At 54.7% G+C, this 22,251-nt stretch carries 13 protein-coding genes; 6 read left to right on the top strand and 7 right to left on the bottom strand.

Going from position 1 to position 22,251, the window contains the following annotated elements:
• Window positions 1–50: 50 nt before the first annotated feature.
• Window positions 51–2,162, bottom strand: coding sequence for an FAD-dependent oxidoreductase (locus FYZ48_RS14395; protein ID WP_149341515.1), 2,112 nt, complete (start codon window positions 2,160–2,162; stop codon window positions 51–53).
• A 268-nt stretch (window positions 2,163–2,430) separates the two neighbouring features.
• Between FYZ48_RS14395 and FYZ48_RS14400 the strand changes: the two genes are divergently transcribed.
• The 6 genes from FYZ48_RS14400 (at window position 2,431) to FYZ48_RS14425 (ending at window position 14,784) form a co-directional block, all read left to right on the top strand.
• Window positions 2,431–4,689 carry a BatA domain-containing protein gene (locus tag FYZ48_RS14400; RefSeq protein ID WP_149341517.1) on the top strand — a complete coding sequence of 753 codons (2,259 nt, stop codon included), beginning with the start codon at window positions 2,431–2,433 and terminating at the stop codon, window positions 4,687–4,689.
• Between the two features lie 39 nt (window positions 4,690–4,728).
• Entirely contained in the window at window positions 4,729–7,278 is a 2,550-nt protein-coding gene (locus tag FYZ48_RS14405; RefSeq protein ID WP_149341519.1) for a hypothetical protein, read from the top strand.
• A 174-nt stretch (window positions 7,279–7,452) separates the two neighbouring features.
• Window positions 7,453–11,502: a DUF4175 family protein gene (locus tag FYZ48_RS14410; protein ID WP_149341521.1), complete on the top strand. Its 4,050-nt coding sequence runs from the start codon at window positions 7,453–7,455 to the stop codon at window positions 11,500–11,502.
• A 34-nt stretch (window positions 11,503–11,536) separates the two neighbouring features.
• Window positions 11,537–12,577, top strand: coding sequence for a prenyltransferase/squalene oxidase repeat-containing protein (locus FYZ48_RS14415; RefSeq protein ID WP_145037231.1), 1,041 nt, complete (start codon window positions 11,537–11,539; stop codon window positions 12,575–12,577).
• A 228-nt stretch (window positions 12,578–12,805) separates the two neighbouring features.
• Window positions 12,806–14,152, top strand: coding sequence for a nickel pincer cofactor biosynthesis protein LarC (gene larC, locus FYZ48_RS14420; RefSeq protein WP_149341523.1), 1,347 nt, complete (start codon window positions 12,806–12,808; stop codon window positions 14,150–14,152).
• 95 nt (window positions 14,153–14,247) lie between these two features.
• Window positions 14,248–14,784 carry a hypothetical protein gene (locus tag FYZ48_RS14425; RefSeq protein ID WP_149341525.1) on the top strand — a complete coding sequence of 179 codons (537 nt, stop codon included), beginning with the start codon at window positions 14,248–14,250 and terminating at the stop codon, window positions 14,782–14,784.
• A 42-nt stretch (window positions 14,785–14,826) separates the two neighbouring features.
• On the opposite strand, the gene FYZ48_RS14430 is transcribed toward FYZ48_RS14425, so the two are convergent.
• The 6 genes from FYZ48_RS14430 to FYZ48_RS14455 form a co-directional block, all read right to left on the bottom strand.
• Window positions 14,827–15,954: a DUF1501 domain-containing protein gene (locus FYZ48_RS14430; RefSeq protein WP_242022658.1), complete on the bottom strand. Its 1,128-nt coding sequence runs from the start codon at window positions 15,952–15,954 to the stop codon at window positions 14,827–14,829.
• A 189-nt stretch (window positions 15,955–16,143) separates the two neighbouring features.
• Window positions 16,144–17,127, bottom strand: coding sequence for a beta-ribofuranosylaminobenzene 5'-phosphate synthase family protein (locus FYZ48_RS14435; protein WP_149341530.1), 984 nt, complete (start codon window positions 17,125–17,127; stop codon window positions 16,144–16,146).
• Window positions 17,128–17,171: 44 nt separating this feature from the next.
• Complete coding sequence (locus FYZ48_RS14440; RefSeq protein ID WP_242022660.1) at window positions 17,172–17,786, bottom strand: DUF447 domain-containing protein; 615 nt, start codon at window positions 17,784–17,786, stop codon at window positions 17,172–17,174.
• Between the two features lie 107 nt (window positions 17,787–17,893).
• Window positions 17,894–20,572, bottom strand: coding sequence for a BamA/OMP85 family outer membrane protein (locus FYZ48_RS14445; protein ID WP_242022662.1), 2,679 nt, complete (start codon window positions 20,570–20,572; stop codon window positions 17,894–17,896).
• 402 nt (window positions 20,573–20,974) lie between these two features.
• Window positions 20,975–21,595 (bottom strand): hypothetical protein, encoded by a 621-nt coding sequence (locus tag FYZ48_RS14450; protein WP_149341533.1) that lies wholly within the window; start codon window positions 21,593–21,595, stop codon window positions 20,975–20,977.
• Window positions 21,592–22,185 (bottom strand): RNA polymerase sigma factor, encoded by a 594-nt coding sequence (locus FYZ48_RS14455; protein ID WP_149341536.1) that lies wholly within the window; start codon window positions 22,183–22,185, stop codon window positions 21,592–21,594. Before FYZ48_RS14455 ends, FYZ48_RS14450 begins: the two co-directional genes overlap by 4 nt.
• Between the last annotated feature and the right edge of the window lie 66 nt (window positions 22,186–22,251).

Here is a 22,251-nt window from a genome sequence, read left to right on the forward strand (position 1 = left end):
TGAAAAACGCTGTGCCTGCTTTTTCATCGAGTGCCTGCTGTCGCTTCCTCTTATTTCGACTCAAGGGGAACCAGTTGCAGGGCATCTACAATGACATGCCCATCGGTCCCCTGGTTCGAAACGGTGAGAATTTCCTGTTTTCCCGATTTGAACAGGAATGTCCCGAGCACCTGATATTTACCCTGCCCGGGCTTTTTACGCTGGTTGACACGAACGGTCACTGGTCCCTCAGCAGTCTGCAGTTCGTAAGGAACATTGGTGGCGCGGTTGGATGAGGGAACGTAGTACACACGCACTTCGTAAATGCCATCCTGCGGAATCTCTGCAGTGAAGACAATTTTCCGATTTCCCTTATCAGTGTCGCCGTCATGCTGATAGCCCTGTCCGACATAAGGAGTGACAGATGAACTTTTTTTCCAGCCGAGTGAACTTCGGGCGTCTCGATCATCTACCACAATACCTGCCAGCGATTTGACGCGAATTGGCGGTTCCTTTCGCGGACCAGTCCAGATCAGGATCTGTTTGTCTTGGAGAAGCTGTTTTCGTAATGTGGAGTAATCAATATCCTGTACTGCGGAATCAGCATCAATGGCCTGACTGGCTGCGGTTGCTGCAGACTGTCCCAGAACCATAAATACAGGCTCCATCCGAATGGACCCGTAAGCGATATGCGAAGCAGCCATCGCGACCGGCACCAGCAGGTTCTGGCATTCTGACTTGCGGGGCCGGATGGAACGATAGGAAATCGGATAGGGGTTCGGCACGCCGACCTGCACATCCCCTTCGTTGAGCGTCTTACCATCAATGGCATACCGCTGCTGGTTGTGTGAGTCCATTGTATATGCGGCCAGACCGATACTGTCATCGGCGACGAGTTCCGACGTGCAATGTTTCTCGTTCATGACATATTCAGAAATCATGCGGCGGGCTTCACGCACATAAAGTTGAAAGGGCCAGCCTGCGGTCTCCTGAAATTCGTCTTTCGTCGGTTTCCATTTTTGGAACTGTTTCTGCACCTCAGCAGGTACGCGGGGGCTGTTGGCCAGGGTCCACATCAGTCCCTGCTGGTAAGTCAGATGCTCCTGGAAGATCTTATCGCGTTTCTCGTAATCCGCATCGGGGTATTCGTAGTTCATCCCGATGTTATCGGTCGAGATCGCGAAATTATTATTCGTGTCGGTCTTCCGGTTCGGCATCAGAACCGGGTTCCAGGGAACACGGTGATCGCCGGCTTCAAAGTTGCGCAACAGCAGTTCGTATCGCTGGGGATCGTAATTCTCCGGTTTCACCCAATCCCGCTGGTTCTCGGGGACATCCGTCGTACACATGCGAAAACAGTAAGCCTGCACGCGGTGGTCGCCGTCTCCGTCTTTACCGCCGGGCCCTTCCTGCTGCACTCCGGGGAGCAGGCCACTGCTCTTGTCTCCGGGAACAACGTAGGGGTCGACGGGTTTGATGAACTGATGAAAGACGGCATTGCGGGTCTGAATCCCATTTAAGGTTTCGCCGTAAGTGGCATTGGACTCGCGACCGACATGATAGGAGACGCCGGCGACCGCCATTAAATCACCTTCATAAGTCGCGTCGATAAAGACCTTGCCTTTAACGACCAGGCCGCTTTCCATTTTGATCGCGGAGATGCGTCCCTCTGTTTTCTGAACGCCCTGTTTCAGATCGAGTCGCTGCTGTTTGAGCCAGGGAACCTGATCGGCGATCAGCATCTGCTCAAAGGTCGCTTCCGCCACGTGAGGCTCGAAAGTCCACATTTCGGTTTCAGATGTATTTTTGCGTCGGCTCTTGTAGTCACTCTGTTTCTGATAAACCCAGGAATCATCCTGACTGTAATACGTACCCAGTCGTCCGTAGAATTCCCGGGCGATGCCGCCAATCGCAGCTTTGTTGCCGATGTCAGTCGCTCCCAATCCGCCGGAAGAGAGACCGCCCAGATGTTTTCCCGGCTCGATCAGCAGTGCGGTTTTCCCCATGCGGTGTGCCTGAAGCGCGGCTGCAATGCCTCCGGATGTTCCCCCATAGACTACGACATCATAAGCCGACTTCAGTTTGTTGGGCTGAATTTCCTGTGCGGAAATCGCAGGGACGCTGCAGAACAGAGAAATCGTGACTAACAGAACGGGGAGAAATTTCGTAGAACAGGACAGCATACTATCAGCCTCGTTGGTCTCTCAGGAGGGTCGAATCAGAATTAAATGGGGGCGGACATGTTTACAGAGGGCCGTTGAGTCCATCATAATCGTTGGACAGGGAATTCCCAACCGGTTCCATACAAATCTGTACTTAAGTCTCCCTGAAAAAGGAAATCAGACAGGCGATACCATTTACAACGATTTCACCATATAATGCGGCTTGTCTCCCTTTTGAAACCATCCTCGTGCTCAACTCCAGTCCCATACCCGTTCTCAGCAGGCAGTCATGACATTTGATTTCCTAAATCCGATGATGCTTCTCGGCCTGCTGGGATTATCGCTGCCGATACTGGTGCATCTACTGAGCCGCAAGAAATATGACGTCGTGCAATGGGGAGCGATGCAGTTTCTGGAACTGGGCCGCCGCACGCGACGACGGATCCGCCTGGAAGGCTGGCTCCTGCTGGCAATCCGCATGCTGCTGGTCGCATTGATCACGTTCGCGCTGGCCCGCCCGTGGATTTCCGGTGGTTTTCTCTCCCAGTTCATTTCAACCCAGTCCCGGGACGTCGTCTTTGTCATCGACGGTTCCTACAGTATGGGCTGGGAAGGGGAAACAACCACGCCTCACTCCGCAGCCATTCAATGGGTGCATCGCTTTCTGGAAGAACTGAATCCGGGTGACACGATTTCAGTCATTGATGCCCGGCATCAACCGCGACTGGTGACCGAATCTCCCACCCATAATTTTGCGATGGTCCGTGAGAAGTTGAACGAGTTGCCGCCCCCTGCAGGCGAATCGAATCTCGCGAATTCTGTCAGTAAAGCGATTCAGATCCTGGGGAAGACATCTAACCTCGAACGCGAGATCATCGTGCTGACCGACGACCAGGCGTTCGGCTGGACGCCCCAGGATACCCTGCTCTGGGACCAGGTTAATGATCTGATGCAGCAGTCTGCGGTTCCGATCGACCTCTGGGCGACGAATGTTGCCGGCGAAAAAAATGAAGGGTTGCAAACCAATCTGCGTGTTGACCAGCTCACCCTTTCGCGGGAAGTCTGCGTCAAAAATCTGCCCGTCCGCATTTCGACCACCATCCGTTATGACGGTCCGGAGCCGACACTGATCTGCCCGGTCTATTTTGAAATCGACGGGCAGCGGATCAAAGAAAAAACGCAGTCGATCAAAATTGAAAATCACGGCGAAGCAGCGGTCGAGTTTCAGCATCGCTTCGACCATGAAGGGACGCACGTCATCAGCGTCGTCCTTGATCCAGACAACCTGCCTGGCGATGACCGTTCGGACGCAGCCTTGCAGGTCACCAGCGCACTGCCCGTGCTCCTGGTGGATGGCACGCCCAGTTTCGACCCGACCCGCAGTGAAGTCTTTTTCGCTAACCTGGCACTCACAGCCCCGACGAACCGGACTCCCTGGATTCAGACTACGGTCATTGAAAAGGACCAGCTGACAGCAGACCTGTTGAAAAACCAGGCGGTGGTCATCCTGGCAAACGTCGATGCGCTGACTGACGTGCAGGCGGGAGCTCTGATCGATTTTGTCAATCAACAGGGGGGCGGCGTCATGCTGGCTCTGGGGGACCAGGTCGATCCGGAACAGTACCAGCGACAGTTATTCAAAGCTGAGGGCTTGATCCCCGTTGAGTTGAAAGCAAAGGAAGCCGCCCAGGGTCTTGAATTCGGTAACGTGATACAGATCGACTCCGACAGCCTGCAGACTCCCTGGCTGAAACGTTTTCGCGGTGAATATGCCAACGGTTTGACCGCGGCGCGGTTCAATCACTGGTGGGATCTTACACTACTGGATATCGAGGCTCTCCCTGCTGAGGAGCAAGGGGATGCGGCCGACTCCAGTCCTTCGACAGCCCCCCAGTCCATCGCCAGGCTGTCCAATCAGAAACCGTTGCTGGTGATGATGAACCACGCACGGGGACGTGTGCTGCTGATGACATCGTCACTCGATGCCGACTGGAATAATCTACCCAGCAAGCCGGATTATGTTCCGTTCCTGCACGAGGCGGTATTTGAGCTTTCCTCGGGACGCGTATTCCGCAACCTGCAACTCGATGAGCCGATTGTGGTTCCGGTGCCGGGTGGGACGACCATTGAACAGTTTACCTTTCTGGATCCCAATGGGAAACCGGCGGTTGGCACCATCGATCAGGCTGTCAATGGTGCGACCTTTCAGTGCACGAACACCGCTCTGCCCGGCGTCTATCAATTGAATCCAAAATCAGACCAGAACCAGGAACTGAGGTCCGATCGATTCGTCGTCAACTTTGATCGCAGCGAGTCGAATCTGACGCCACTCTCAGAAATCGAGCAGAAATCGCTGACAGACTCGTATCACTTTACTTTTTTCAAAACGCTGGACGAACTGAAACAGTTGATGTTCTCCGATGTGTCGGAGACCGAGTTCTGGCGTTTTCTATTATTGATCTTTTTACTACTGATGGTTGGGGAGATGTTCCTGACCCGGCGACTGGTACAGGGAGGACATGTGTCGCTCCCGGAAGAGAATCAATAATTTCCAGAGAAACCTGAATTAAAGAACGTTGTCCTACTGATGGAAAAGCATTTCCAGTTTAACAGCCTCGAATGGAGCGGGTGGACCATCGTCAGCATCTGCGCGGTGCTGGTGGTGCTGGTCAGCATCATCCTGCTGTTCCGTTACGAGCGGCGACTGGTCTCGCACGGCATCGGCAACGCACTGATTGCACTCCGCATCTCCGCTTTAATTCTGATTCTACTCACCTTCCTCGAGCCAGTGCTTACCTGGTCATTCAATACCGAAAAAACAGGCCGCCTGATTGTTGCGTTAGATGTTTCGGACAGTATGAATACGCAGGACCGCCATGCGAGCAAACTGGAAAAGCTGCAACTGGCGCGGGCCCTGAAAATGATTGGCAACGATCAGATCGATGCACGACTCGATCGGTGGGAAGCAGCTTATGCAGCGGGTGAAGAACCCGCGTGGGTCGAAGAGAGTGAGACCGCGAACCCGGAAAAACGGACCCAACTGGCAGAAAGCCGCCGCGAGAATCTGGAAACGATTTTTGACGAGATCGATCAGATGTCCCGCAAAGAGATCGCCCAGAAGCTGCTGACCAATCCCGCCCATCCGATTCTGGACCAGTTAAAACAGCGAGGTGACATTGACCTAGTCCTGTTTGCCGGTGATGCGGTTCCCACCGAACAGACAACCCTGGAGAATTCACTGGCGGAAGTTCCCGACCAGGTGCACATGGAACTTTCGAATCTGTCACAGGCCCTGAAAGCGGCGGGCAGCGGTTCGGAGTCTGGCAACTCTCCCATTTCCGGTTACATCCTGCTGACTGACGGACGCGACAACAGCCAGTTAGATCCGGTCTCGACTGCAGAACAACTGGGGCAGATGAAGGTCCCCGTCTATCCAGTGCTGCTCGGATCGGCGAATCAGCCGAAAGACATCTCTGTATCAGCACTTGACTATCCACAAACCGCATTCAAAGACGACAAACCTTTACTCAAAGCCCGCATTGGCACGAGTGGTTTTGAGGGACAGGATGTCCGCGTGGCACTGATGCAGGGAGATCAGGAACTGGCGGTGAAACGCTTCAAGTCTTCTGGTGTGAGCCAGTTACTCGAATTTGAACTGGGATCCGATAAGCCAGGACGACAGGAGTACCGGCTGGAAACGGACATTCTTCCGGGAGAAACACGCGAGGATAACAACGAAAAAACCTTCGCGATCAATTTCGTCGATGACAAATCGCATGTGCTGCTGGTGGAAGAGACCGCGCGATGGGAATTCCGTTTCCTGCACAACGCCCTGGAACGGGACAAGCGGATTGATCTGCAGCAGGTGCTGTTCGAACAGCCTTACATGGGCCTGTTGCCGCAGCCCTTCTTTCCGAATCAACTGTTAATCAACGCTCCGCAAGCAAACCAGGTGGCTGACAATAATGCAGAACAGCCAAAGCCGTTTGCCGACAAAGATCTGATCATTATCGGCGACGTCTCGCCCGATCATGTCCAGGAAGAACACTGGAAGCAGATTCAAGCGTTCGTCGGCGATCAGGGAGGGACTCTGGTACTGCTGGCAGGCAAAAAATATCTACCGCTGCAACACCGTTCGCAAACTTTGAACGAACTGCTGCCCGTGAAAGATCTGAGTATCGTCGACTGGAACCAGGCAAATTTCAAAGTTCCCCCCAATGAACGGGGCATGCACTTGACCCTGACCCCCGAAGGAGAGTTGGAGCCACTGTTCCAGTTTGACGCCACACCGGATGTGAATCGGGATATCTGGAAAAATCTGCCGGGCCACCTCTGGTTTCTGCAGGGGACACTCAAACCGGGGGCAACGGTCCTCGCCTATGGTCTCTCTCCCTTTAACGCGCCGTTGAACGAAGAGCGGGATGGCGTGATTGTGGTCAGGCAATATGGCGCGGGACAGGTCATCTGGATTGGGATTGACAGTACCTGGCGCTGGCGGTTCCGCATGGGAGATCGCTACCATCATCGTTTCTGGGGCCAGATGGCCCGTTGGGCCGCACGTAACAAAGCCTCGGCAGGAAATGAGTTCGTCAAATTCAGTCTGAATAAAACCGATGTCGACGCCGGCGAAATCGCGACCGCGACCGCGCGATGGACTCAGGAGTATCTGAAAGAACACCCGAATATTAAATCAACCGTCGAAATCGTCCGGGCCGCGGAGCCGGATCAGATCGTCGCTTCATTCGAACTACAGACCCAGAAAAACAATCCGCAGTTGCAGGAAGCGAATCTCCCCGAGCTGGATCCGGGAGAATACGAGCTGAGGCTGAAACCGTCGACTCAGCAGCCGGGCGACAAGGAGATTGTCACCCCCCTGTTCGTGCATGAAGTCAAGACGATCGAGTTGGGCAACCTTGCCTCCAACCCGCAACTGCTCACCGAAATGGCTGAGTCGAGTGGAGGAAAGCTGCTGACCCCGGGAACCATTGACGAGTTGCTGGAGCTGATCCCCAATCTGAACCAGGAAATCTCCAACCAGGACGAAGTCTCGCTCTGGGATCACTGGCTGATTCTGGTACTGATCATGGGAATCCTGACTGTCGAATGGGCTCTGCGTAAGCTGAACGGCCTGCCTTAAAAGTTTTTAGGGTTCCCACCCTTTTTTCATCCCTATTTCACGGAATTTCCTGTTACAATATCAGGAGTTCCGTTCCGGCTCCCGATCCGGCCTGCAACCCGGATGTTCGATTCCCGGACGGTTCTGATCGCTCGCAAACCCGGACCAGATCACCACTTCTCTCAGAGAACGACTATGGATGGACAGTTAGATCAATTCGTCAATGAACTCAAACGGCAATTAGGCCAGTTGGATCGACGCATCCGCTCACTGGCTCTGCTGCGGGGACTGGGGTTTGTGATCCTGGTTCTGATCTGCCTGGTGACGGTGCAGATCAGTCTCGATTTTGTGTTCTCACTGAACAACACGGCCCGGATTGCTCTGACCTCATTTTCATTAACGGTGCTGGTAGCCTGTCTCTGGTTTGGAATGTTCCGGCGGGTCCTTCATAAACGGACCCCCATCGAACTGGCGGCGATTGTCGAGGAATCGCAGTCGTCTCTCAACGAACGACTGACGTCTGTTCTGGAACTTTCCGTCGCCCACGACGACACAAGTTCCTCCGTGATGCGCGAACGCCTGGCGCGGGAGACCATCGCTTCGCTGACGAACTTCAATATTACCGACTCGGTACCCTCCGATCGCGCTATGCGTTTCGTGATGAGTGCCGGGATTGCCATTATCATCTTCCTGACACCGCTCCTGTTCTGGCCTGACGCTTATCAGTTGCTGATTTCGCGCAGTATTGTTCCCTGGGGGAATTTCGCGACGGTCAGTTCGCTCTATTTTGAAGTTGAACCGGGAGATGGAACAGTGGCCCGCGGTGAGGACCTGCAGATCATCGCCACTCCTCACTGGCATACCAAACAGCCGGGAACCATCGATGAAGTCTGGATTGCCTGGGAAGATGCTGAAGGACAACCGTTCTCACGCCGGATGGATCTCGATCAGGAAGCCGGTCATTACACAACCCAGTTTTCGCGACTGTTGAGTGGTTTTACCTACTCAATTTCCAGCGGATCAAGCCGCACGAAGCAGTATGCCATCCAGGTGGCGGAGCCCCCCTCGATCACCGATACGCGAGTGGTCATCACACCACCCCGTTATACCGGACAGGCGGCGGAAGAGCTGACGGTGCTTCCCAGCGAAATCCGCGTGATGGAACAGAGCCACATCGCCCTGCAGCTGACGTTCGATCGACCGATCAGTCAGGCCACACTGTTTTATCAGTACTACGCATCTGGTGCAGAGAACAACGAACGTCCGCCGGTTGAGGAACAGCCTTTGAATATCGGTCAGGATCAGCTGACTGCACAACTGGATCTGCCCGTTGGCAACCAGAGCTTCGTCTTTCATATCGAGTTTCACAGCAAGGATGGCGGACTGAAAAACCAGACTTCTGAGCACCTGGTCAAGATCACTCAGGACCGCGCACCGGAAATCGAACTGTCGCTCTACAATCAGCCGGAGTTCTATAAACCTGGTGAGGTATTCTCCGTTCCTGTCAAAGTTCTGGACGACTATGCCGTGAATGAGCTGGAACTGGAGATTCAGAAACTGGACGAGAAAGCGACCGTGGTCAAAGTCCCCGCCGACAAGCTGGGAACGTCCACGGTGGACCATGAATTCAAAATCGATCTCAAAGAACTCCAGGCCGACCAGGCGGATATCTTTACCTATCGCATCAAGGCTGCAGACAATCGCGAAGTTCCAGGGCCGAATGTGGTCTGGTCGACGCCGCGTGTCTTCGGTATTGACAAGAATGCAGAGCAGCAGCTTTCGGCAGGTGTGGTGGCCCGGCAGCAGAAACTGCGGGATGAGTTAAAGAAGATTCAGCAGGAATTCAAGACACATCAAGAACAGGTCAAGCAAGAGATTGCCGACCTGAAAGATCAGAAAAAACAGGAGGCGCTCTCCCCCGAGGATGAACAGTCTTTGCAGGAGCTGACCAAGCAGGAACGCAAGCTGGCTCAGCAGCTGGAAACCGTGGCAAATGAATTTCTGGAACTGCCCCTCTATCAGAAACTGGCAGAGCAGACACAGAACCTCGCCCGGAACGACTTCGTCAAAAACCACGACACACTGAAATCTGCGGCAGCAGCCGACAATCGAGAACAGGCGCAGCAGGAGCTCAAACCGGTACCCGCCGCCATGCAGCAGACAGAAAAGAAGATTGATGACCTGGTACGCCAGTATGAAAAACTGGTCGAACTGGAAAACGATCTGCACAATCTGGATCGTCTGGCGGAAGAGACCGATCACCTGGCGAATGACATGCTCGCGTTCAACGACAAGGTTGAGTCGGTCAAACAGCAGATGCAAAAACCAGAGGAGCCACAGCAGGCGGATAACAAGACGCCTGAGAAACAGAACGATCCGCATCAGCAGTTAAAACTGACACCGGAAATGAAGCAGGAGCTGTCGAACGAACAGGCCGAACTCAAACACCGTCAGTCCCGTCTGACGAAAGACCTGGATGACCTGCTGGATCGTCGACCGGAACTGGTAGATGCTGCCCGCAACTTTCAATTAAAACAACTCGATTCCCTGGTCACCCAGGCATCGCAACTGGTCGAGCCACAACAGCAACTCGCTGAAGCAATGCAGCAGCAGGCCCCGGTATCTGCGGGTCGTCCCCTGCCCCGCGATGCGGAAGCGTCTGAACCAGCGGCCCCACAGGGTGCAGCACCTCAAGGCAACGATACAGCGACACCTCCGGCTCAACCCGCGGCCCCGGCGAATAGTGATGCACCGCAAAACGCCGCCACCGCCGCTGCTAACAACGAGCCGTCTACGAACAGTCAGCCTGCCGAAACCAACATGAGCAACGAGCCCGCCCGGGCACAGGCGCAGTCTACGACTCAGGAAAAGATGCGTGCCCTGCAACAGGAGCAACGAAATCTGGCGAATGCCGCAGCGAACTTCCTGCTGGAGACAGCCCAGAAGTTTGGCGCCGAATCAGAGTCGACACAAAAGGCGGCTCAGATGGCGCGCGAAGCGATCCAGGCAGAACAGCAGGCCAATGTGGGGCAGTTCCACGAAGCGAGCCAGGCTGCAAATCGGGCTGCCCAGATTGCGGATGAAATCAAGGAAGCACAACAGGCACGCAAAGAACAGCAGCAGAATACCGAACGGGATGCGTTCCTCGAAGAAGCAGAACGGATGGCACAACTGCAGGGTGAAGTCGCGAACAAGCTGGCAGAAGCCTCCAATTCAGAAGAGGCACGGAAGGCAGCGATCCAGAATTCTCAACAGACACTGGCTCAGCAGACCCAGGAATTAACACGACAGTTCTCTGAGGCTTCGCAGAAGTTGGAAAACGATCCGATTAAACTGAATAAAGAGAGCCGCCAGGCAGATCAGAGTCGCAAGCAGACCGAACAGGCTGGTCAGTCAATGCAACAGGCGGTCGATAATCTGCAACAGGAAGACCTGGCTCAGGCTGCGAAACAGGCGCAGCAGGCGGCCCAGGCGTTACAGGCTGCGGCCCAACAGGCACAGCAGTCTCGCAAGCAGCAAGCCAATGATTCGCCGGTTCCAGAAAAGGTCGGCAACCAGGTCACCGATGCTGCTCAACAACTCCGCCAGGCACAGCAACAGATGGAGCAGAACCCCGAATTCAAAAGTGCCCTGGATCAACTGATGGCTCAAAACGAACAACAGCAGTCCGCTCCCCGCGATGCCGAGTCACAGCCGGACTCGTCCAATCCAGCCGACCAGAAACAGGAAGCAACCGAATCGGGCGAGCAGCAGCAGGCCCAGGGTGATTCCCAATCGGGTCAGAATGGGAAATCCTCCGAAAGTCAGCAGGGCCAGCAGGGAAAAAATCAGAGTCAACAGTCGGCAGAATCGGGTCAGGCTGGAAAGCAGTCTGCCCAGCAGCAGGCCGCGGAATCCCTCAAACAGGCAGCGGAATCCCTTTCGCAGGCAGCCACGGAATTGAAGTCGAAAGCCCAGCAGGGTTCCGATCCCGGCAAGGGTCAGCAGTCCCAGACCGCTTCCCGCAATATGGCCCCCGGTAAAGGGCAGGGAGAAAGCGAAGGGGGCGGTGCCCGCACGAATGTGGACTTCAGCAAACTGGAAATGAAGCTGAAAGCCATGTCCAATCGCAACTGGGGCGAGCTGCCCGGCGAACTGGATACCGAGATTCTGCAAGGTTCGCAAAGCAGAACCGATCCCGAATACGCCCGCTTGATCAAACATTATTTTGAAGCCATCGCCAAATCGAAATCCGACAGCAAATAAGCGACCGGTTCGATTTCAATCACAGGATAATTCAATGTTACTCAGGCTGATCGCTTACCCGCTGGGACTGCTGATGCTGCTCTCCCCTGCCCTCTGCCGGGCACAGGAGCTGGATGCTCAGAAAAAGAAAACTGATGAGAGTATCCAGCGGGCAATTCAGTTTCTATCAAAAACACAGCAGCCTTCCGGAGCCTGGTCGTTTAATTCTTATGGTGAATCGACAGCCGCGACTTCCCTGGCGATCATGGCATTCATGGCGGCCGGGTATGTGCCCGAAGAGGGCCCTTATGGTGACCAGATCAACAGAGGCATCGACTGGGTCCTCGCACACCAGGCAGATAACGGGCTGGTGGTGCACCACAAGAGTCACGGGCCGATGTACAGCCATGGGATCAGCACGCTGATGCTGGCCGAAGTGGCCGGAATGCTGACGGGCGAACGGGAGAAAAAGTGTCGTCAGGTGCTGGAGCGAGCGGTGAAACTGATTGTCGCAGCCCAGAATGTTCCCAAAGACAAACGGAACGCCGGAGGCTGGCGGTATAATCAGACGAGTAAAGACAGCGATTTGAGTGTGACTGGCTGGCAGCTGCTGGCACTGCGTGCGGCGAAGAACATCGGCTGTGATATCTCTGCAGATCAGATCGACAAAGCGGTCGCGTATGTCCGCCACTGTCGGGGACGGAACAACATGGGCTTTGCCTATCAGCCCGGCGGTGCCCCCAGTGCAACGCGGACGGGAACCGGAATCCTGGCGCTGGAAATCTGTGGGCAGCATCACACCAAGGATGCCCTCGAGGCCGGCGACTATCTCGTACAGCGTCCCCTGCACCCGGATGAATTCTATTATTTCTACGGGGCTTATTACTGCAGTGTCGGGATGTTCCAGATGGGGGGCGAGTACTGGAAAAAAACCCGAGATACGATCATGCCCCAGTTGCTGGAGATGCAGAAACATGACGGCAGCTGGCTGGCAACCAAGGGGAGTGAAAAAGAAGCCGGCAAGGTCTATGCGACGTCGCTGGCGGTGCTTGCTCTGGCGGTTGAATACCAATACCTGCCCATCTATCAGCGTTGAGGGCCCGTCCTGTCACGGCGCACTTTTCTTCCTCGCAGCACGAAACCCGCGATATTCCTGCGTTTCCCCCACGTGGGTGGAGATGCCACTGCTTGATATCCTGCTGTGAGATATAAACTTACCCCGTTTCTCCAGCGGTGCCTGACAGCGAATTGATCTTGGAGATCCTGCCCGTTATCTTTAGAATTCGCTTCCTGTTTTTAACCCTTTTTCCCTGGATACCTGACTGTGCGGATTGCTTACTTAGACTGTTCTACCGGAATCAGCGGCGACATGACCCTCGGCGCCCTCGTGGATGCGGGTGTGGACCCGGATCAGATTTGTGCCGGCATCGATTCCCTGGGACTGCCCGGTGTGAAACTGACGTTCTCCTCAACCATCAAGGGGGGCTTTCACGCGACCTATGTCACCATCGAACATCCCGAGCAACATGCACACCGGCATCTGAGTGACATCGTCACAATTTTGAAGCAGTCAGATAAGCTTACGCCCCGCCAGTACGAGCTGGCCCTCTCGCTGTTTTCGGCGATTGCAGGCGCGGAGGCGAAAGTACACGGTTCATCAATCGACAAAGTCCACTTTCATGAAGTGGGAGCCATCGATTCGATCGTGGATATCGTTGGCGTCGCGATCGGCTTTGATCTGCTGGGAGTTGACCAGGTTCTCTGCAGCCCGGTTCCTACCGGCTTTGGACAGATCAAGATCGATCATGGAATCTGTACGGTTCCTGCACCGGGGACCGCTGAACTGCTGAAAGGAATTCCGCTGGCGGACATTCCAATTCAGGCTGAGTTGACCACGCCGACCGGCGCTGCCATTGTTTCTACGCTCGTCGATCGTTTCTGCATGCTTCCGCCGATGACGATCGAAGAGATCGGCTATGGCGCGGGAACCAAAAACTTCCCGGAGCGAGCTAACCTGTTAAGGCTGTTTGTCGGCGAAGTTGCGACACCCGCCCACACAGATTATGTCACCCTGCTGGAAACTAATCTGGATGACATCTCCGGAGAGATCATCGGTCATACCAAACAGAAGCTGCTGGCAGCGGGAGCCCTGGATGTTTACAGTACGTCGATCCAGATGAAGAAGGATCGCCCCGCGGTGATGCTGAGTGTGATCTGCAAACCGGATTCGGCCGAGCAACTGGAAGGGATTCTGTTTGAAGAAACCGAAACGCTCGGCATCCGCAAACATCAGTTACAACGTGCGATCCGCGCCCGTAAACCCCATCAGGTCAAAACCGCCTGGGGAGAAGTCGCCGGGAAACTGTCGCTGGGACCGAACTACCAGTCGATTTTTACTCCCGAATATGAAGCGTGTGCCGCGTTAGCCGCTACCCATCAGCTTTCGTTGCGAACCGTGTATCGGGCCGCTGAAGCGGCATTTCTGCTGGAAGGCGTTGCAGAAACCGCATTTGATTCGGGTGCACATGCGCCCCACGACCACGACCACGACCACGACCACGACCACGACCACGACCACGACCACGACCACGACCACGACCACGACCACGACCACGATCACGATCACGATCACGATCACGATCACGATCACGATCACGATCACGATCATTAATCGACGCGGGCCCCTGATCAGGAAGATCACAGCCCGCAAATAAAGAATGCGTTCCTCACTGGTATTGTCTGGAAGTAAAGGATGACTTTCCAAACATGTTTGATCTGAATAATACCAATACAATTCTGACGGGTGTGCTGATCCTGGTAATTGCCTGGTCGCTTCGCAAAAACTTTCGCGCACAGCACAAATCGAAAAACCGCGATCCACTGGAAGAGGCCCGCAGCGAACTCACCAGTCTGGAACAGAACCAGATGAACCGGCTGAATCAGCTGGAGGTCAAACTCTACGATTACGGTCGCGAGGTGGAGGCCCGCAGTGAAGATCGACTGCGGGTGCTGGACGAACTGCTGCAGGAAGCGGATCAGGAAATCAATCGTCTACGGACGCAACTGGCGCTGGCACAACAGGGGCTGTCGGCCGATCAATCTGCTGCGGGACCAGACATCCTGATGTATGAGCAGGAGCGGAGGCGGCTCTCCGCGAGTGCAGAACAACGACTGATGATGGTCTATTTAAGCCAGGCTGGTTTTTCCGCGCAGGAAATCAGCAACTGTTTTCAGTGCAGTCTGCAGGAAGTCGAAAAGGTACTTGCAGAAGATCTGCCACGTCCCGATTCCGAGACCGCCTGAAAGTGGATCAACTACAGGACCTTAAACTGACAGAGTCGCAGCTTAGCCCTGAAACAGTTCGCCAATTGGTGCTGCATCCACCAGGCTGATCTGCTGATCGTCCTGACGTGCCAGGCAGCTCTGAGGATTGAGGCCCAGGTGCTGATAGATGCTCGCCGTCAGCTCGGCTGCATGGACGGGCCGCTCAACGGGACTGCTGGCCCGCGAATCGCTGGCGCCAATTACCTGACCGCCGGGAGTCGCACCGCCGGCTACGAGGGCCGACCAGACATGTGGCCAGTGATCGCGTCCGCCGGAAGCGTTGATCTGTGGTGTGCGACCAAACTCACCTGTGGCTACGACGAGTGTATCCTGGAGCAATCCGCGGGAGGCCAGATCGTCGAGCAGCGTGGAAAGGGCTTTGTCAAAAGCTGGGCCGAGTGAATCGCGGTATTCGTAAACTTTCCCTGCGGTCCCGGCGCCGGTGCCGTGACAGTCCCAGGTCAGTTGCTCATGCAGATCGTCAAACAGATTGACGACGACACACCGCGTACCCCGCTCGACCAGTTGCCGAGCCTGGAGCAAGAGCTTGCCGAAACGATGCTTGCCGTACTGCTGCTGAATGGCCGGAGACTCGCCGGCGATTTCAATTTCATATTCGGTAGAAGCTGACTTCGTTCCAATCGTGGTGGCGGGAGCAAACTCTTCGCCCAGGAAGGTTGCCTGCTGGCCACGATAAGTATTGACTCCCAGGGAGTGTACCAGACGGGGTAGTACCACAAACGGTGGCGCATCGCCCCGCGGTCCCCACTGGCGGGCGACAACCGAACCAAAGCATGGATAGTTCAGCGAACCGCGTGAGACGCGACCGGTCTGAATTAACTGGTGACCGGTTTCATGAATCGGGGCGGCATCGTGATAGAGAGAACGAATCAGCGAAAACTGTCCGGTTCGTTGTGCAAGTTGCGGAAAGGCTTCACTCACCTGCAGACCAGGCACTGTCGTGGAGATCGCTTTCAAAGGTCCCCGGATCTCGGCAGGTGCATCGGGTTTGGGGTCAAAGGTTTCCAGCTGGCTGGCGCCGCCGGTCATCATGATCAGGATGCAGTTTTTCTCAGAGCGATCGCTGCGAGTCGCTGCGAGGGCGGCCCGCTCGGCCATGGAGAGGCCAACAAAGCTTAAACTGCCCACCCGGAGAAAATCCCGCCGCGATACTTCCGATTGTTTTTGCCTGGAGTTCATACGTCTTTTACTCGATTGAATACAGTCTCAAAGGTATACGCTGTGGGTGAAATATTATACCAGCCCTCGACTATAGTCGAAGAAATCCTCACGGAGAATTCAACCTGTTTCTGAAACTTCACAGTCAAAATCCAAAGTTCAGACCGATTTCCGGTGTTCGAGTGTGGCGCCCTGATTCAACGGTTTGACGATACGGGCCAGGCATTCTTCGCCGTAACCTGCTGATTTAATTAGACTTGAGAGACTCTCTGCTTCTCCCTCATCCGCACAGATTACAGATAATGTCGGCCCCCAGGAGGTCTGGGCGATACCCTCAACTCCTTGCGAGAGCAGTAGTTGCTCCAGTTCCCGCATCCGGGGATGAGCCAGAACGCCCCCCTGGACCGGTGCAAAGAATTCACCGACTAAATGACCGAATTCTGTCAGGCCACTGGCGAACTCCGAAAAATTCTGTTCCAGAACCGCTGGTGCCAGCTGCATCAGCGCCAGACGACAGAGTTTTTCCGTCAACGCGTCCGGCATCGGCCCCAGTTGCTGAATAGCATCCGCTTCGACGGCTCCCGAGATGCCAGCCTGGTCCTGCGGGGTGATTAAGAGAATCCGCCACGGTTCCGGAAAGGGAGCCTGAAACACGAGGGGACTGATATCAGCGGAATCCCGTTTTCCGGCTTCGATGAGAAATCCCCCCTTGTCGAATCCGTAAACCCCCAGGGCAGACCTTGCGCCACGATCGACAAGTTGAGCGAGTTCGACCGATGAAAGTTCGTCTTGGTCCATGAGTGCTGCCAGTCCACGGGCCACTGCGAGACTGAGCTGTGTCCCTGAACCAAAGCCGGAGTGCTGGGGGATTTCAGACTGGACCGTGATTTCAAAACAGTGATCGCCGAGCCAGTCTGGAGAACTGTTACGGAGAACCTGCAGCGCGGTCTGAATTTTCTCAGCGCTGCCTGCACTGCCCGCGATCTGATCTTCCTGCGAGGAAGAGTATCTCACGGAGAGCACCAGCGTGGGTTCATCCACCATCAGACCGAGGCCACCAAATTCGCGCCCGGTGCGGGGGGCGAGCGAAAGCAGTCCCCAGTGCAGACGGCTTCCGGTGGTGACGATCACTTCAGGTGACATGGCGAATCTGATTTCCGAGCTGGCGTGAGTGTGGATAAGACGATTTAAGACTGCAACTCAGCATACGCTCTGGTGACATATTCTTCCAGTAAACGGAAGGCTTCTGTTTCTGTAGGACCAGCGGTTTTACGCACGATTTCGGCGAGTGACTCATACTGCTGTAATAACTCGGCCTGTGGGATCAGATGCGTACGCGTGGCCAGGATGGCGGCTTCGAGGACGGCGTGCTTTGCCCGGTTGAGACCGAAGAAGTCACGAATGCGGCCCTGATGCACAACCCGGGCCTGCATGACGGTCCGCAGGTCAGAATCATCGATCGATTCGATCTCGAATTCATACCAGCGACAGGCGGATTGAAGTACAGCCCCTTCGATCCGTTCTGCGGGAAATGTTTCCGGCAATGACTCCAATCGACCGATGGCGGCTTTTGTAAGGAGCAGCACATCATCGACGACGTGAAAGACACCGCAGCGGGTCTCTTTCAGATTCTGACAGGTCCGTGAAGTCTGGAAGGGACGCAAGATGAGTTGGGTCATTTCCTGATCGACCAGCGGCCCCATCGGCGCGAGATTATACTCGCCCTCCTGATTACGACTGGTGACCATGCCTTCCAGAATCATTTGCAATGTGCCTTCTGCCGGGATCTGATATTTTTTCACAGACCCTATCATAGTTCAGAAAGCGACGGAGGGGAAACCAGTGGCTGCACCAATTGCGTGAGATCGACGGGAACAGCGCTGTCAGACCTGCGTGGGAAACATTCGACTTAGCGAGTGAATCCGACGTAGAAGCTGAAGACCTGTGTCTGGTCGAAAGACTCTTTGGCGAGAGGCACAGAGAAGTCCAGTGCGACGGGAACCGGGCCCATAGCGGGAACCGTGAGTCGCAGACCGGCACCGACAGAGACACGGAACTGATCCAGTGAAACATCTTCTTCCACGGTACCGAAGTCACTGAAGAAGACCATCTGAATCATTTCGTCTGCGGTAATCGGCATCATGTACTGTGCACTACCCAGGAAGCTCCAGCGACCACCGATGGCGATGCCGTTTTCGCGGGGAGTCACACCACGGAATTCGAAGCCGCGGAAGGTCTGGAAACCACCGGCATAGTAACGTTCGAAGACCGGGGTATCAGTATCGGTCCAGCCAAGCTGTGCACTCAGCGAGAGGATGTGACGTCCGCCGCCATCCGGTCGTTTGTACAACGTGAAGTACTGGCTGCCGTTGGCTTCGAGGCGACTGTAAGTGTAATCGCCCACTGCCTGCTCAGCCGCCCATTCCAGCAGGTGACCTTCGGCTGGCAGGAACGCGGCATCACGCGTATCGTGGTTCAGCGAGATGCGGAAAGTATTCAGCAGGTTGTCCCCCACAGACGCCTGCACGATGGCGGGGGTGGGAGTACGTGGGTTATACAGTTTGACGTCTTCCAGACGGTACTGGGTGTTGATCGACCATTCCTGAGTCAACTGACGGCCCAGTGAGAAACGACCACCAACACGTTGTTCGTCCCAGTCGGTATAGTAACGGGTGAAGTAGAAACCGCTGACACCCAGACTGAAGTTGGTATCCAGAAAGTAGGGATCGGTCCAGTTAACGAGGTAACGGCTGACCTGATCACCGGGAACAGCTTCGGCACGGAACCGCTGTCCGCCACCACGCCAGGCAGTACCATCGAGAATATCTTCCATGCTGCGCGGAGGACGGAGAATATCAAAGTTTTCTTCCTGCAGGACGATCGAACCGACCACACCGGCGTTACTGTTCACACCCACGCCGAACATCAGACGTCCGGTACGGCTTTCAGAAGCATAGACGTCCAGGTCGACCCAACCAGGTTGCTGCTGAGGAAACTCGGTACCCATTGGATCGCCGAGGGGGCTTTCCCCAAACAGTGGATTCAGTGGTTCCGGAATACCGTTGTCATAGTTCTGCCCGCGGAAGATCTGTCCTGTCCGCTGAGGAGACTGATAAGAAACGGGCTCGGTTTTGATGCCTTCAAACAGATCCTGATTCTGCTGAGGAGCAGGTTGCTTGTAAGTCTGGCTGCGATACTTGAGATTAGGATAACGCAATTTCTGGACCTGCTGCTCGTCTGCATTCTGTCCCCGCAGAACATCGTTTTCGCGGCTGGCCAGCATTTCCCGCTCTGGATTGACGCGTGTCACATTGATGCGCGGTCCATCCTGAGGTCCTTTCTGGAAGACCTGGTTACCTTCGATGCGGCGTTTACTCTTGGCAATCAGACGCTGATTGGCCAGATCGCCGGGTGCTACCATCATTGGGTTCAAGAGAACGGAACTTTTTGTACGGGGGTTATCGCCGGAAATATGAGCGGTAATTTTACGGATGCGATAAGGTTTGTCTTCATTGATGCTGTAAACCAGATCGACTTCACCGGGGGCTTCGAGGAAACGAGGCTGCGGTGTCACCTTGGCAAACAGGTGTCCCAGTTCGCCGTAGCGTTCCGAAAGTTTTTCCACGTCGGCGGCCAGGGTGCGGCTGTTGAAGTATTCGCCTGCAGCGAGTTTGATATCTTCGCGGATCTCTTCTTCCGAAAAGATGCGATTGCCTTCAATCATGATGTCGCGAATTTTGTAACGTTTGCCTTCGTTGATCGTATATTCGACCTGCACGCGGGATTTATCTTTGTTGTAACCGACTTTTTCATCGATTTTGACATCAAAGAATCCCAGGCCATTGTAGTACTGTTTGAGAGAAATCAGGTCGTCCTGAATCGTGGCAGGATCATACTTACCGCCGAAGAAGCTCATTCCCAGCGGTGCTTTTTTCGTCTGCAGTTTGGTCTTCAGCACGCCGTCGCTGACGAACTTATTACCGCGGAACTTAATACCGGAAACCACGACTTTGGGGCCTTCTTTGATTTCAAAGATGACTTCGCGGTCATTGGGGTCTCCCCCTTTGAGCAGTTTCACTTCAGCGAACCGGTAACCCCGTTCGACGTAGAGCTGCTTGATACGGTTAACGGATTCCTGGTTGGCAGCAATATCGAAAGGCGAACCCACCTTCAAACCGGTGGTTGCCTGCAGGCGTTTGATTTTGATTTTTTTATAGCCGCGGAATTCTACCTTTTCCACGATGGGACGTTCTTTGACTTTGTATACGAGCACCAGTCCCTGTTCGGTCTGACGATACACGGGAACCACACTGGCGAACCAGCGCGTGGCAAATAACAGGCGGACGTCTTCAAGAACCATGTCGCGTGTGGCGGGACGGCCACGTTGAATTTTCGTTTTCTGGAGAATGGCGAGTGCAGGAATTGATTCGTTGCCTTCGACGCGGACATCAAAGATTGACTGATTCAGATCGATAGAACGCTTCTGTGGTTCCTGCGCGCTAACGGAATCAATCAGCGGAATGATTCCGTTGATGCAGTTTCCGAAGATTATTATCTGTACCAGGATCAGGCTTAGAGCCAATCGCAATGCGTTGCCGCATCTGGTGTCAGACGAGACACCTCTTATCATGTCAGATCCAATTGTAAATATTGCGAGAAAAGATATGAGGTTCACATTCTTGTGACAGGTTGGAAATCACTTTTTCATTGTCCCGGCGACTCAGAGAGGATTTGAGAAACGGGACTGAAAGACAGGAAAGTTACCCTCCGATTCGAAGTGGGTTGCGTAGAAATAACGGAAAACGAAAACAGCCGCAAGACGAGTTTCCCGGCGTCATTCAGATTTGGCGGGTTCGTAGAGAAAAAATTACGCAGGCAGAGTTTGAAGCGTGTAAGACTTACAAAACCACGGGGATTTTCCGCTGCGCAGAGGGATTTTCGACCGCTATTTCATGAATCTGGAGAAGCTGGTCAAAGCGAGGAGTTCGAGCTAGTCGGCCGAAGACTGCAGGTGGCAGGCCACACAGGAGAGGACGACGCTGTGGGCCGATGCTTTCGTGCTGCGGGTCGATTTCTGCTGCTCGCTGCTGATGTTCTGATCCCGCTGGGCGATCCAGAGGCAGGGCTCCTGAGCAGGCAGGCTGGCTGCTGCTCCCACAGGCATCTTCTCGGAAGGAACATCCATGGAAATTCCCCAGCCCAGAACGAAACCGACGAACAGCACCAGGGCGGCCTGCAGCATTCGTTTGCGCTGGATGATTGCCGGGGAGACTTCGGTACTCGGCTGGCTGAGTCCAACTTCAGCGCTCAACCGGGTTGCCGCCTGTTCAGCAATCCGTACTGCTTCCGGCGAGAGGAACGGTTTTCCACCAGACGTAAAGCCGGTGTCATTTTGAGAATCACCCTGGTGTGTAAAATGGGCGTCGAACAGGGCCAGCTCTTCTTCAGAGAGATCATTTCCGTCTGAGAGTTTCTGGAACGAGGTCAGCGCGGGCGCGAGCGTTTCCTGCATCTGCCGACAACGGGGACACATCTGCAGGTGCCACTGCAGTTCGTCACAGTTATAGTCCGCAGGATGAGTCATTAATTCAAAAGCTTCGTCACAATTCATGAGACTTCTCCTTCTGAAGGGGTCTCTTCAGAAAAACGCTGAGCGAGTTGAAGCAATCCATTTTTCACACGTATTTTTGCAGCCGAAAGACTGCATTCCATCGTCAGAGCAATTTCAGAGAATTTCAGGCCTCCAAAAAACCGCAGACGGAGTGCATCCGCCTGGACTTCCGGCAGATCAGCCAGGTAAGCCACCAGCAGTTCAAACTGCTCGGTTCTGAGAGCGGTCTGCAGGGGTGTTTCGGTCGAACTGGGCTCGGGAATCCTGATTTCTTCGCTGGTTCCCAATGCAGACCGCACGACTTCGCGGGGTTGCTTCATTTCCCGCTTGTAATGCCGACGACAGAGGTTCAGGAAGATCGTCCAGAGCCAGGTTGAAAAGGCAAAGGCAGGATTGTAAGTCTCCCGGGCCGCATAGGCAGCCAGGAATGCTTCCTGCACGAGGTCCTCCGCGGCACATTGGTTCCCGTATTTGCTCCAGGCGAAGCGTAACAGACGCTGACGATAGCGCAACACAAGTTCGTCGAACAGGAGATATTCTCCTGCACAGACGCGCTTCATGATGGCGGCATCGTCCAGTTTCTGATTCATGGCTTACCAGGTTACCGAAGTAAAACGGCCGAAAAGGGAGGAACGACCTGTGCGGAAATCCACACA

The sequence above is a fragment of the Gimesia chilikensis genome (assembly GCF_008329715.1).
Taxonomy (GTDB): domain Bacteria; phylum Planctomycetota; class Planctomycetia; order Planctomycetales; family Planctomycetaceae; genus Gimesia; species Gimesia chilikensis.